The sequence below is a fragment of the Pseudomonas sp. RA_35y_Pfl2_P32 genome, from assembly GCF_963970735.1.
Taxonomy (GTDB): Bacteria; Pseudomonadota; Gammaproteobacteria; order Pseudomonadales; family Pseudomonadaceae; genus Aquipseudomonas.
On the sequence record NZ_CAXAQF010000004.1, the window covers coordinates 259,744 to 272,203 of the forward strand.

10 protein-coding genes, 1 tRNA gene and 1 pseudogene are annotated in these 12,460 nt (G+C 61.3%); 4 read left to right on the top strand and 8 right to left on the bottom strand.

Annotation, left to right across the window (positions count from 1 at the left end; all coding sequences use genetic code 11):
* Nucleotides 1–35 precede the first annotated feature (35 nt).
* Nucleotides 36–1,517: a glutamate--tRNA ligase gene (gene gltX / locus AACY45_RS06165; protein ID WP_339544622.1), complete on the bottom strand. Its 1,482-nt coding sequence runs from the start codon at nucleotides 1,515–1,517 to the stop codon at nucleotides 36–38.
* 244 nt (nucleotides 1,518–1,761) lie between these two features.
* A complete protein-coding gene (gene uvrB, locus AACY45_RS06170) occupies nucleotides 1,762–3,777 on the bottom strand; it encodes an excinuclease ABC subunit UvrB (RefSeq protein ID WP_339544623.1) in 2,016 nt (671 codons plus the stop codon).
* Nucleotides 3,778–4,127: 350 nt separating this feature from the next.
* Between uvrB and AACY45_RS06175 the strand changes: the two genes are divergently transcribed.
* Complete coding sequence (locus AACY45_RS06175; RefSeq protein ID WP_339544624.1) at nucleotides 4,128–5,324, top strand: amino acid aminotransferase; 1,197 nt, start codon at nucleotides 4,128–4,130, stop codon at nucleotides 5,322–5,324.
* A 171-nt stretch (nucleotides 5,325–5,495) separates the two neighbouring features.
* Complete coding sequence (locus AACY45_RS06180) at nucleotides 5,496–5,699, top strand: hypothetical protein (RefSeq protein ID WP_339544625.1); 204 nt, start codon at nucleotides 5,496–5,498, stop codon at nucleotides 5,697–5,699.
* 4 nt (nucleotides 5,700–5,703) lie between these two features.
* On the opposite strand, the gene AACY45_RS06185 is transcribed toward AACY45_RS06180, so the two are convergent.
* Nucleotides 5,704–5,937: a hypothetical protein gene (locus AACY45_RS06185; protein ID WP_339544626.1), complete on the bottom strand. Its 234-nt coding sequence runs from the start codon at nucleotides 5,935–5,937 to the stop codon at nucleotides 5,704–5,706.
* Between the two features lie 252 nt (nucleotides 5,938–6,189).
* Between AACY45_RS06185 and AACY45_RS06190 the strand changes: the two genes are divergently transcribed.
* Nucleotides 6,190–6,265 (top strand) — tRNA-Asn (locus tag AACY45_RS06190).
* Nucleotides 6,266–6,485: 220 nt separating this feature from the next.
* On the opposite strand, the gene glyA is transcribed toward AACY45_RS06190, so the two are convergent.
* The 3 genes from glyA to serC form a co-directional block, all read right to left on the bottom strand.
* The gene (gene glyA, locus AACY45_RS06195; RefSeq protein WP_339544627.1) at nucleotides 6,486–7,751 is read right to left on the bottom strand and encodes a serine hydroxymethyltransferase; all 1,266 of its coding nucleotides are present in this window, start codon (nucleotides 7,749–7,751) and stop codon (nucleotides 6,486–6,488) included.
* A gap of 35 nt (nucleotides 7,752–7,786) precedes the next feature.
* Nucleotides 7,787–8,635, bottom strand: coding sequence for a YggS family pyridoxal phosphate-dependent enzyme (locus AACY45_RS06200; RefSeq protein ID WP_339544628.1), 849 nt, complete (start codon nucleotides 8,633–8,635; stop codon nucleotides 7,787–7,789).
* Between the two features lie 157 nt (nucleotides 8,636–8,792).
* The gene (gene serC, locus AACY45_RS06205; RefSeq protein ID WP_339544629.1) at nucleotides 8,793–9,875 is read right to left on the bottom strand and encodes a 3-phosphoserine/phosphohydroxythreonine transaminase; all 1,083 of its coding nucleotides are present in this window, start codon (nucleotides 9,873–9,875) and stop codon (nucleotides 8,793–8,795) included.
* 133 nt (nucleotides 9,876–10,008) lie between these two features.
* Between serC and pdxR the strand changes: the two genes are divergently transcribed.
* Complete coding sequence (gene pdxR, locus AACY45_RS06210) at nucleotides 10,009–11,508, top strand: MocR-like pyridoxine biosynthesis transcription factor PdxR (protein WP_339544630.1); 1,500 nt, start codon at nucleotides 10,009–10,011, stop codon at nucleotides 11,506–11,508.
* Between the two features lie 150 nt (nucleotides 11,509–11,658).
* Here pdxR and AACY45_RS06215 read toward each other — a convergent pair whose 3' ends face one another.
* Together AACY45_RS06215 and AACY45_RS06220 are read right to left on the bottom strand one after the other, a co-directional pair.
* Complete coding sequence (locus tag AACY45_RS06215) at nucleotides 11,659–12,177, bottom strand: hypothetical protein (protein ID WP_339544631.1); 519 nt, start codon at nucleotides 12,175–12,177, stop codon at nucleotides 11,659–11,661.
* Nucleotides 12,174–12,460: pseudogene (locus AACY45_RS06220) on the bottom strand (tetratricopeptide repeat protein); the annotation flags it as partial. The pseudogene AACY45_RS06220 and the gene AACY45_RS06215, both read right to left, overlap by 4 nt.

Consider the following 12,460-nt stretch of genomic DNA (forward strand, 5'->3'; position numbering starts at 1 on the left):
CAGGCCAAAGGCCTGGTAGAAGCTGCTGCAGGGAATCAGGCAATCGCGGCCAGCAGCTTTTCCCACTCCTTGTTTTCTTTCTTCGACACGCCACCGAGCAGGTCGATGGCCTGGCGCAGGCGGAAACGGGTCAGGTCCGGACCGAGGATTTCCATGGCATCGAGCACCGACACCGAGCTGGCCTGGCCAGTAATCGCGGCGAACATCAACGGCATGGCATCACGCAGCTTCAGCTCCAGGGATTCGACCACCACCTGAATCGTCGCGGTGATGTTGTCCTTCTCCCACTGGCGCAGGCTTTCGAGCTTCCACAGGATCAACTGCATCAACTGGCGCACCTGGTCGCCCGACAGCTTCTTGGATTCGAACAGCTTGGCATCCGGGTTGACGCCGCCGGCGAAGAAGAACCCGGCGAGCGGTGCCACCTGGCTGAAGGTTTCCACCCGGCCCTGCACGTGGGGGGCGATCTTCATCATGTACTCAGGGTTCAGCGCCCAGGTCTGCAGGCGGCTGGCGAATTCTTCCACCGGCAGGTCACGCAGCCACTGGCCGTTGAGCCAGGACAGCTTCTCAATGTCGAAGATCGGCCCGCCCAGGGACACGCGCTTGAGGTCGAAGTGGTCGACCATCTCCTGCAGGGAGAACTTCTCACGCTCGTCCGGCATCGACCAGCCCATGCGCCCCAGGTAGTTGAGCATGGCTTCCGGCATGAAGCCCATGCGCTCGTAGAAGGTCACCGAGGTCGGGTTCTTGCGCTTGGACAGCTTGCTCTTGTCCGGGTTGCGCAACAGCGGCATGTAGCACAGCTCCGGCTGTTCCCAACCGAAGTATTCGTACAGCAGGATCAGTTTCGGCGCTGACGGCAACCACTCTTCACCACGCAGGACGTGGGTGATGCCCATCAGGTGGTCATCGACCACGTTGGCCAGGAAGTAGGTCGGCAAGCCGTCGGTCTTCATCAGCACTTGCATGTCCATGCGATCCCACGGGATCTCGACGTCGCCACGCAGCATGTCCGGCACCACGCAGACGCCTTCGGTCGGCACCTTCATGCGGATCACGTGGGGTTCGCCAGCGGCCAGGCGGCGGGCCACTTCTTCCTTGGACAGCAACAGGGCACGACCGTCATAACGCGGGGTCTCGCCGCGGGCCATTTGCTCGGCGCGCATCTGGTCCAGTTCCTCGGCGGTGCAGAAGCACGGGAACGCGTGCCCCATCTCCACGAGCTGCTGGCAGTACTTCTGGTAGATCTCGCCACGCTCGCTCTGCCGGTACGGGCCGTGCGGACCGCCGACATCCGGGCCTTCAGCCCAGTCGATGCCCAGCCAGCGCAAGGCATCAAAAATCTGCTGTTCGGACTCGCGGGTCGAGCGCAACTGGTCGGTGTCTTCGATGCGCAGGATGAACTCACCGCCATGCTGCTTGGCAAAGCAGTAATTGAACAAAGCGATGTAAGCGGTGCCGACATGGGGATCGCCGGTAGGCGATGGCGCGATGCGAGTGCGGACGGTGGTCATGGCATGTCTCGAAAGATGATGAAAAGCGGAGTTGAAACAAAGGGCGAATGGTAACAGGCGACACCCGCCCGGCTCCAGTGAGCAGGGCATATAAGCCAAGATTGAGGCCACAAAAGGCGCTAACGGCGGGGCTCAAGGCTGCAGAGGCGCACTAGTCAACATGTGTGGCGCACTGGCGGACGTCATCGCGGGCAAGCCCGCTCCCACAGGGTCCTTCAGATGAGGTCCTACCAGGCACCCAGGATCAAACCGCCAACAACCGCTCGCGCATCTTGGCGATTTCGTCGCGGGTCTGGGCCGCGGCCTCGAATTCCAGGTCGCGGGCAAGCTGGTACATCTTCTCTTCCAACTGGCGAATGCGCTTGGTGATCTCGCTTGGCGAGCGCAGTTCGTTTTCGTACTTGGCGCTTTCCTCGGCTGCCTTGGCCATGCCCTTGCGCTTCTTGCTGCGCGAACCCGGCACGGTAGCGCCTTCCATGATGTCGGCGACGTCCTTGAACACCCCTTTGGGGGTGATGCCGTTGGCCAGGTTGAAGGCGATCTGCTTGTCGCGACGACGCTCGGTCTCACCGATCGCCCGCTCCATCGAGCCGGTGATGCGGTCGGCATACAGAATCGCCCGGCCATTGAGGTTACGCGCGGCGCGGCCGATGGTCTGGATCAGCGAGCGCTCGGAACGCAGGAAGCCCTCCTTGTCGGCGTCGAGAATCGCCACCAGCGACACTTCCGGCATGTCCAGGCCTTCACGCAACAGGTTGATCCCCACCAGCACGTCAAACGTGCCCAGGCGCAAGTCACGGATGATCTCCACCCGCTCCACGGTGTCGATGTCCGAGTGCAGGTAACGCACGCGCACACCGTGGTCCGCCAGGTAGTCGGTCAGGTCTTCGGACATGCGCTTGGTCAGCGTGGTGACCAGCACCCGCTCCTCCAGCGCCACCCGCTTGGTGATCTCCGACAGCAAGTCGTCGACCTGGGTCAGCGCCGGACGGATTTCGATCTGCGGGTCTACCAGACCGGTTGGACGCACCAGTTGCTCGACCACGCGTCCGGCGTGTTCGGCCTCGTAGTTGCCCGGGGTGGCCGAGACAAAAATCGTCTGCGGGCTGATGCTTTCGAACTCGTCGAAGCGCATCGGCCGGTTATCCAGCGCCGACGGCAGGCGGAACCCGTATTCCACCAGGGTCTCCTTGCGCGAACGGTCGCCCTTATACATCGCGCCGACCTGGGGCACGCTGACGTGGGATTCGTCGATCACCAGCAAGGCATCGGCCGGCAAGTAGTCGAACAGGGTCGGCGGCGCCTGGCCAGAATCCCGACCGGACAGGTAGCGCGAGTAGTTTTCGATGCCGTTGCAGTAGCCCAGCTCGAGAATCATTTCCAGGTCAAACCGGGTGCGCTGCTCCAGGCGCTGGGCTTCCACCAGTTTGTTGTTGGAACGCAGGTAGTCGAGGCGCTCCTGCAACTCGACCTTGATCCCCTCGATGGCGCCAAGCAGGGTTTCGCGGGGCGTCACGTAGTGGCTCTTGGGGTAGAAGGTGAAGCGCGGCAGCTTGCGGATCACCTCCCCGGTCAGCGGATCGAAGGCCGAGAGGCTTTCGACCTCGTCATCGAACAGCTCGATGCGGATCGCTTCCAGGTCCGATTCCGCCGGGTAGACATCGATCACGTCGCCGCGCACGCGGAAGGTGGCACGGGCGAAGTCCATGTCGTTGCGGGTGTATTGCAGGTCGGCCAGGCGGCGGACCAGGGCACGCTGATCGAGCTTATCGCCACGATCGATATGCAAGACCATTTTCAGGTAGGTTTCCGGGCTGCCCAGGCCGTAGATGCACGACACCGTGGTGACGATGATCGCGTCCTTGCGCTCGAGCAACGCCTTGGTCGCCGAGAGGCGCATCTGTTCGATGTGGTCGTTGATCGAAGCGTCCTTCTCAATGAAGGTATCGGACGACGGCACATAGGCTTCCGGCTGGTAGTAGTCGTAGTAGGAAACGAAGTACTCGACGGCGTTATTGGGGAAAAACGCCTTGAATTCGCCATACAGCTGCGCGGCCAGGGTCTTGTTCGGCGCCAGCACCAGGGTCGGACGCTGCACCTGGGTGATCACGTTGGCGATGCTGAAGGTCTTGCCGGAGCCTGTCACACCGAGCAGCGTCTGGTGCGCGAGCCCGGCCTCGATGCCCTCGACCATCAGGCGGATGGCTTCCGGCTGATCGCCGGCAGGCTCGAAGCGGGTGACTAGCTGGAATTCGGACATACCTACCTCTGGTTTTGCGCGGCGCAAGTGCCTGCCTGAGCGGGAGGCCCGGGCAGCCACAGTGAACAGCACTGACGACGGATGTCGCTGGGAAAAATCATGATAACCGTTGATGTGGTGGCGAATACCTGCAGTTTCAAGGTAATCGTCCTACATGCCCCGTAATAGACCGTCATGACAATAAGACTAACGGTTGGTAAATAAACCGAAAAACTTGCCGGAAAAGGCCAAACGCCTGTCGCCCTGCCCAGTGATGGCCTCTATACTAGCTCCCCGTTTGTGCACCGCTCTAGTGCATTCGGCTGGAGCGCCACACGTCCCTCCACATTCCATTCAGAGCCGCCGCAATAATGAGCCTGTTCTCCGCTGTCGAAATGGCACCACGTGATCCAATCCTGGGCCTCAACGAAGCATTCAACGCTGACACCCGAACCAACAAGGTCAACCTGGGGGTCGGTGTTTACTGCAACGAGGAGGGGCGAATTCCACTCCTGCGCGCCGTAGTCGAAGCCGAGACAACTCGCGCCGCTCAACACGCTTCCCGCGGCTACCTGCCGATCGACGGCATCGCGGCCTACGACCAGGCCGTGCAAAAGCTGCTGTTTGGCGCTGATTCGTCGCTGCTGGCCGCTGGCCGCGTGGTCACCACCCAGTCCGTGGGCGGTACCGGCGCACTGAAAATCGGTGCCGACTTCCTCAAGCAACTGCTGCCGGACGCCGTAGTCGCCATCAGCGACCCGAGCTGGGAAAACCACCGCGCGCTGTTCGAAACCGCCGGTTTCCCGGTGCAGAACTACCGCTACTACGACGCCGCCACCCATGACGTGAACCGCGTCGGCCTGCTGGAAGACCTCAACGCCCTGCCTGCCAATTCGATCGTGGTGCTGCACGCCTGCTGCCATAACCCGACCGGCGTCGACCTGAGCCCGGCGGACTGGAAAAACGTCCTGGAAGTGGTCAAGGCGAAAAACCACGTGCCGTTCCTCGACATGGCCTACCAGGGCTTTGGCGACGGTATCGACGAAGACGCCGCTGCGGTGCGCCTGTTCGCCGAGTCGGGGCTGAACTTCTTCGTGTCCAGTTCGTTCTCCAAATCGTTCTCGCTGTACGGCGAGCGCGTCGGCGCACTGTCGATCGTCAGCGAATCGAAAGAAGAAAGCGCGCGCGTGCTGTCGCAAGTCAAGCGCGTGATCCGCACCAACTACTCCAACCCGCCGACCCATGGCGCGGCCGTGGTTGCCGCCGTGCTCAACAGCCCGGAACTGCGCGCCCAGTGGGAGCAGGAACTGGCCGAAATGCGCCTGCGCATTCGTGGCATGCGTACCCAGATGGTCGACCTGCTGGCCCAGCACGCCCCGGATCACGACTTCAGCTTTGTCGGCCGCCAGTGCGGGATGTTCTCCTACTCCGGCCTGACGGTTGAGCAAGTGACCCGCCTGCGCAACGAGTTTGGCATCTACGCCCTGGACACCGGCCGCATCTGCGTGGCCGCGCTGAACCAGAACAACATCGCCGCCGTGACCCAGGCCATCGTTCAGGTGATCTGAACCCACGTTGGATAAAAAAGGGGAAGCCGCTTGGCTTCCCCTTTTTGTTACCGAGCGGATAATACTCAACGCCAAGGCCCCACACTCTAGAGCTAGCCGGGCGGCGCTCCGCCTGCTTGCGAAGCGCTCTGCCACAGACACAGCAAAACTCCGACACCTTTGAGAGCCGAGATGAAAAACGACAATTTACGCGCCGACCGCGATGACGACCTGGATCACTTCGCCCCTCGCCCCACCGCCAGGCGCGGCAACAGCCTGGTGCTGCAAGTGGCAAGCGGGGTGTTCCTCGGCGGCCTGGCCCTGTGGCTGGTGCAACTGGCCGCCACGTCGCTGTATGCCAAGTTCATGCTGGGCACCGTCACCTTCGGCGGCTGACGGCTCAGCCAGCCAGTTGGGTCGAACGCTGGCTGGCGGCATCGTCATAGGCCACATACAAGGCTTCGGCCACCTGGCTCTTGATCGCCTTGGCGCTTTCCAGCCCCAGCACAAACCCCTCGGCCTTGCCGCCGGCACGGTTGAGCTCCTCAGCGGTGCCTGCCTGGGTAATCGCCTCGAACAGTTTTTCGGCGGGCGCACCCACGCCTTTGGGCAGGCTGATCTGGGCAATACTCATGCAAGCACCCCGTACGCCAGGAGTTGAGAGAACAGCGGTTGTTGAGTCATGACGCCTACCTTGTGGGCTGATGGCCGGCAGCGCGTGAAACCACGCCCGGGAACGCATGGTAGACCTCTACTGCACTTCTGGTAACCGGCAATGGCCGCCGACTGCCCGCCCCGCAACAAATCGACACCACTCACCGGAAAAACCGCCGCACGTTCAACTTTCTGTTGACTTGTTCTTTTTAATCAGTAACATACGGCGCATTCCGCGATAGCTCAGTTGGTAGAGCAAGTGACTGTTAATCACTGGGTCCCTGGTTCGAGTCCAGGTCGTGGAGCCAGACAAGGTTCCAGAGAGGGTTAACACAATCTCTGGAATCACCGAAAAAACCCGCCTTCTGGCGGGTTTTTTCGTTGTGGCATTGCGCTGGATTCCGGGCGCCTTGGTCGCAGGCGCCCCGATCCTTGCCAACCCTCAGTACTCGTGGCGGGATAACGTGGGGCCGGCGAATCGGACCGCCCTTTCCTGCTGCACATACCACGCGCCGCTCGACATGAGGCTCACCGATAAACAGGGTGACGACGGCACAGCGCCACCACCTGTTCGCGCACATGATGGGCAACCCGCTCGCTGCCGCCCGACTCCAGTGCATCCAGCACGTCACACAGCCAGCCTGCCAGTTGCTCGCACTCCGGCACGGCGAACCCGCGAGTGGTCACGGCCGCAGTGCCGATGCGCAGGCCTGAGGTCACGAACGGCGAACGCGGATCGTTGGGCACCGAGTTTTTGTTGGCCGTGATGTAGGCATTACTCAGGGCGGCATCGGCGTCCTTGCCGGTGTAAGGCTTGTCGGACAGGTCAATCAGCATCATATGGTTGTCAGTCCCCCCGGAGACGATCTTGTAACCACGTTGCTGCAGCACCGCAGCCATGGCCCGGGCATTGATCACGATCTGCTTCTGATAGGTTTTGAACCCGGGCGCCAGCGCTTCCTTGAAGGCAACCGCCTTGGCTGCGATCAAGTGCATCAGCGGACCGCCCTGAACACCCGGGAATACCGCCGAGTCGAGCTTCTTGTAAAACGTATCGTCCTGCCCCTTGGACAGAATCAAACCGCCCCGTGGGCCGCGCAGGGTCTTGTGGGTGGTACTGGTTACCACATGGGCGTGCGGCAACGGGTTCGGATACTCGCCAGCGGCCACCAGACCCGCGACGTGGGCCATGTCGACCCAGAAAATCGCCCCGACCTTGTCAGCAATGGCCCGCATACGCGCCCAGTCCTTGTACCGAGAATAGGCGGAAAAACCACCGATCAGCATCTTCGGCCGGGTTTGCAGGGCGATGCGCTCCATCTCGTCGTAGTTGATCAACCCCGTCTGCGGGTCCAGACCGTAGGGAACGATCCGGTAGTGGCGACCGGAAAAATTGGAGGGGTTGCCGTGGGTCAGGTGTCCCCCCTGGGCCAGGTTCATGCCCATCACGGTATCGCCAGGACTGACCAGTGCCAGGAACACGGCAGCGTTGGCCTGGGCACCGGCATGCGGCTGGACGTTGGCGTAATCGCAATCGAACAACGTCTTGACCCGCTCGATGGCCAGGCGCTCAGCCACATCGACATACTCGCAGCCGCTGTAGTAGCGCTTGCCCGGGTAACCTTCGGCGTACTTGTTGGTGAACACCGAGTTCTGAATCGACATGACCAATGGGCTGGCGTAGTTTTCGGAAGCGATCAGCTCGACGTGGTCTTCCTGGCGGTGTTCTTCGTTCTGAATCGCCTCACATAGCTCGGCGTCGAACGCTGCGAGGCTCAGGGATGAGTCGTACATATTGATAGGCTCCAGTGGATTGAGAAAATGAGCTGTCAGCCCGCCGGCTCGGCGATCACAGCGGCAATAGCGGGGTCGGTATCCGCCGTAGGCCAGTAATAGGCGTCCGGCATGGCACGCGCACCGAAGATGGCCTGACCGACCCGCACCACAGTCGCCCCCTCTTCGATAGCGATGTCGAAATCACCGGACATGCCCATGGACAGCTCCTCCAGCCCCACACCGACCGGTGCGTCCTGGCGCAGGCGCTCGCGCAGTTCGCGCAGCAGCACGAAACACGGACGGACACGGGCGACATCGGCAGAGAACAGCGCCAGCGTCATCAGACCTCGCACCCGTAGCGCAGAGAACGCAGGCAGCGCACGTAAAAAGGCGGCCACCTCTTCGGGCATCAGGCCGTACTTACTGACTTCACCGGAGGTATTGACCTGGACGAACACATCCAACTGCCGACCTTCGATTTGCAGGCGACGGTCCAGTGCCTCGGCCACGCGCAGGCTGTCCAGCGCCTGGAACTCGCAAGCAAAACGCGCCACCTGTTTGACCTTATTGGTTTGCAGATGGCCGATGACCGACCATTGCAGGTCGCTCAGATCAGCCATGGCTGCCCATTTACGCTGTGCTTCCTGCACCTTGTTTTCGCCCAGCAGCCGGCACCCTGCGGCGTAGGCCAAGCGCAGGTGTGCTTCGTCAAAGGTTTTGCTCACCGGCAGCAGGCGTACACTCGCCGGATCACGACCGGCACGCTGGCACGTGCTGGTGATGCGCCGCTGCACTGCCGCCAGATTGCGCCGAAAGTCCTCAACACTATTGGCCTGCGGGTAGCGGCCGTGGCACGCGTGCAGGGTTTCGACTGCGGCGACCTCTTCAATACGGGTTTGCATCAGTTGGCAGCTCCTTGACAGGTAACAGGCTTGGCAGCAATTCGCGAGGTGCCTGGCCTCGACTGGAAGGTGATTCATGGCGCTGAAATGGCCCGTTTTGACCCTGCACTTTTGCGCATGAAACCAGACCATTTCCCAGGCCTGCGACGGTGCTTGCCTAGCCATGCACGCGGGCGAAGTCCTTCATGAAATCGGTCAATGCCTCGACCGCCAGCAGCGTGACCGCGTTGTAGAGGCTGGCCCTGACGCCCCCCACCGAGGCATGGCCCCCGAGGCCTTTGAAGCCGGACTGATCGGCCAGGCGCAAAAACTCTTTTTCAACCGCAGTATCGGCGAGCACGAACGGCACGTTGTTGATCGAGCGATACGGCGCTTGCACACGGTTGCGATAGAACCCGCCGCTGTCGTCTATGGTGCGATACAGCAACTTGGCCTTGGCCTGGTTGGCCTGGTGGATCTTTTCGACACCACCGCAGCGTTGAATCCACTTGAGGGTCAAACCGGTGAGGTACCAGGGGAACGTTGCCGGCGTATTGAGCATCGACCCCGCGTTGGCAATGTGCGCGTAATTGAGAATGTCGGGGGTGACTTCCAGCGCGGCATCGAGTAGCGCAGCGTCAATGATCACGATGGTCAGACCCGCCGCCCCCATGTTCTTTTGCGCGGCGGCATAGATGAGGCCGTGCTTGGCTACATCTATGGGCTTGGAGAGCAGGCTTGAGCAGGCGTCGCAGACCAGCGGAACCGACACGCCTGGCGCGCCGGTAAATTGCACGCCGTGTACCGTTTCGTTCTCTGTGTAGTGCACGTAGGCGGCGTTCGGGTTGAGGTTCCAGTCCGTCACGCCGGGGATGCGATCAAAGCCAGAAGCCTTGCTGCTGGCAGCGATACGAACGTCGCAGTAGCGCTGGGCAGCCAGGATGGCCTTGCCCGACCAGAGCCCGGTGTGCAGATAGTCCGCAGTCCCGTTGTCACCCAACAGGTTCATCGGCACCTGGGCGAACTGCAGCGAGGCCCCGCCCTGTACGAACAGCACTGCGTACTGGTTGGGCACCTGCAGAATCGCCCGCAGGTCTTGTTCGGCCTGATGGGCAAGTTCCATGAACACCTCTGAGCGATGGCTGATCTCCATCACCGACATGCCAGTACCCGCGAAGTCGAAAAACTCTTCGTGCGCTTGCTGAAGCACTTCAAGTGGCAGCGCGGTCGGCCCTGCGCTGAAGTTGTGTGACCTTGTCATACTTGATCCAGCCCTGCTCAAAGTTGCCCACCAAACGAGAGGTCGCCAGGCACACAAGCCATGGCGATGGACAGAGTCTACGGATAGAATGGCCTGCCTTTGCAGGCCAATTTATTCAATCAGGGCAGACCGCATGGCGAAAACCTTCGAACTTGAAACGCTGAAGATGCGACTCAACGACGCCGAGTTTCAGCAGTTGGATCTGCACCAGCGGATTCAGCGTGCCCTGCGCGCACTGATCCTCGACGGCGCCCTTGACGCTGGCTTGAAGCTACCGGCCACCCGGGTCCTGGCCAAGACGCTCGGCGTTGCCCGCGACACGGTCGAAAACGCCTACGTGCAATTGCACCGTGATGGCTTCATCGTCCGCCGCGAGGGCTCCGGCAGCTATGTATCCGAGACGGTTGGCACCGAATTGCGCGGGGTTGCGCGCCGGCGCAGGAAACTGCAAGACACCCAACGCAGCGAGGCGGCGCCAGGACCGGGCTTGAGCCGGCGCGGCCGGATGATTTTCGACAGTGGCGGCGTGTCTGATCAACAGGTAATCAAGGCCTTTGCCACAGGCCTGCCGGAAACCCGCACCTTCCCCACCGATGTCTGGGAACGCCTGCAACGCAAGGTCATGAAGGACTACCGGGGCCATGTCCTGTTGCACGGCGACCCGCAAGGCGTCGAGCCTCTGCGCAAGGCCATCGCCACCTACCTGAACCTTGAGCGCGGGGCCAAATGCTCCCCGGACCAGATCCTGGTGTTGAGCAGTACTCGCCAGGCCCTGTTTCTGTGTGCCCAGTTGCTCGTGGACGCCGGCAAACCGATCCTGCTGGAAAACCCGGGCTACTACGGCGCCAGGAAGGCCTTTGAAACGGCCGAGACCAAGGTCGTGCCCATTGACGTCGATGCCCTGGGCATACGCACAGACCTGCTGCAGGCAGACCACAGCGGCGCCAATTGCGTCTATGTCACGCCTTCGCATCAATACCCCACCGGCGCGACGTTGCCGCTGGAACGCCGACTCGAGCTGATCAATTGGGCGGCCGAGCGTGGTAAGTGGATCATCGAGGACGACTACGACAGCGAGTTCCACTACGAAGGGCTGCCGACCGCGTGTGTACAGGGCCTGGACCCCTACCAGCGCACGATCTACCTCGGCACCTTCAGCAAAACGCTCTATCCGGGGTTGCGCATGGGCTACATGGTGCTGCCGTTCGAGCTGGTCAAAGCCTTCACTTACGCACGCAGCATCATGGACGGCCACACGCCACAAATCCTGCAGTTGACCCTGGCGCGCTTCATGGAAGACGGCCATTACAACGCCCATGTCCGGGCCATGCGCAAACTCTACGCCGGACGCCGTGCAATCCTGCTCAATGCCATCGGCAAGCACCTGGGCGGTATTGCCACGGCTATATGCCCCCCAGGTGGGCTGCAGATTCCCTGCCTGCTGGCCGATGGCTGGTCGGAGGAAAAAACCATCCGCCAAGCCGCCAGCGTGGGCGTGCAACTGCCTGGCCTCAGTCGGCTGTACGCCGGCGAGGAAAAGAAACAAGGTTGGCTACTGGGGTATTCGTCCTTGACCGCCCATGAAATCGAAGTCGCCATGCTGCGACTGGCCAATGCACTGAGCACGCAATAGCACAGCCAATGGCTGGCTGCGTTTGCTCAGGCGGGCTGACTGCCGCGACTGCCCCCCCCCCATGAAAGCCGCCGGTTGGCCGGATCGCTACACCCGCATGACGCGCCGTTTAGCCCATGCGGTCATTGGCGTGTGGGTCGAGCCTTGGCATCAGTTGTCTGCTTTGGGTTCGACCTCGACCATGATCTCGAAGCTATGACCGTTCACCAGTTCTACCGTATAGGCCTGAGTGCCTGGAACGTGTTCGAACCGAATCACGCCATCGGCGTCAGCCAGATCCTCCTGGATCTCCACGCCATCGGCAAACAGGGTGTACGGCTCATCGGTGTACCCCGGCAGCCCCGGTAACGGGCTGAGCACCGCACTCAGGTTCACCCTGTGCTCTGCGCCGGCCTCGATGATGGCCTGCTGGCCAGCCTTGAGAGGAATCTCACGATCATCAACTGAGCGCTGCGCCTCCAAAGCCCGCGTCTGCTGGAGGCAGGGTTCACCCTCCGCATCCCGCGCTGGGTTGTCGTCTTGTTCGTAGGTACAGGTAAAGGTGGTGGGATCGGCCAGGGCCGGAGTGCCATTGAGTATTCCCAGCAGGCCGACGGCACATAAAAACGTTGCCTTAATGAATTGTCCAGGCAGGTACCTACGACTTTCCAGTTTGGTGAGATCGCTCATATCTCCGGCCTGCGATCCGGATGCTCGGCGTCAAAACCTTGTATAGGGTGAGCGGGTAACGGGTGGTCTTTCATGAGATTGGGGAAGCGTAGACTTCTGTTGGCTCGAAGCTGTTTCCATAGATCGGAATAAAACGCATGAAGCGCTTGGTCTGGTTTATATCCAAAGTTGTGTATTGGTCGAGGTATAGCTTCGAATGCTCCTTTTAAATTGCTTAACCCCGTAAAACTACCTAACGATGCCGCACGCTGATAATAGAACAGCGAGCGTGGCTTGTTCTCTT

What these genes read in the sequence shown, in the direction of transcription:
- gltX (WP_339544622.1), bottom strand. Translation starts at nt 1,517, where the DNA reads ATGACCACCGTCCGCACTCGCATCGCGCCATCGCCTACCGGCGATCCC.
- uvrB (WP_339544623.1), bottom strand. Translation starts at nt 3,777, where the DNA reads ATGTCCGAATTCCAGCTAGTCACCCGCTTCGAGCCTGCCGGCGATCAG.
- AACY45_RS06175 (WP_339544624.1), top strand. Translation starts at nt 4,128, where the DNA reads ATGAGCCTGTTCTCCGCTGTCGAAATGGCACCACGTGATCCAATCCTG.
- AACY45_RS06180 (WP_339544625.1), top strand. Translation starts at nt 5,496, where the DNA reads ATGAAAAACGACAATTTACGCGCCGACCGCGATGACGACCTGGATCAC.
- AACY45_RS06185 (WP_339544626.1), bottom strand. Translation starts at nt 5,937, where the DNA reads ATGAGTATTGCCCAGATCAGCCTGCCCAAAGGCGTGGGTGCGCCCGCC.
- glyA (WP_339544627.1), bottom strand. Translation starts at nt 7,751, where the DNA reads ATGTACGACTCATCCCTGAGCCTCGCAGCGTTCGACGCCGAGCTATGT.
- AACY45_RS06200 (WP_339544628.1), bottom strand. Translation starts at nt 8,635, where the DNA reads ATGCAAACCCGTATTGAAGAGGTCGCCGCAGTCGAAACCCTGCACGCG.
- serC (WP_339544629.1), bottom strand. Translation starts at nt 9,875, where the DNA reads ATGACAAGGTCACACAACTTCAGCGCAGGGCCGACCGCGCTGCCACTT.
- pdxR (WP_339544630.1), top strand. Translation starts at nt 10,009, where the DNA reads ATGGCGAAAACCTTCGAACTTGAAACGCTGAAGATGCGACTCAACGAC.
- AACY45_RS06215 (WP_339544631.1), bottom strand. Translation starts at nt 12,177, where the DNA reads ATGAGCGATCTCACCAAACTGGAAAGTCGTAGGTACCTGCCTGGACAA.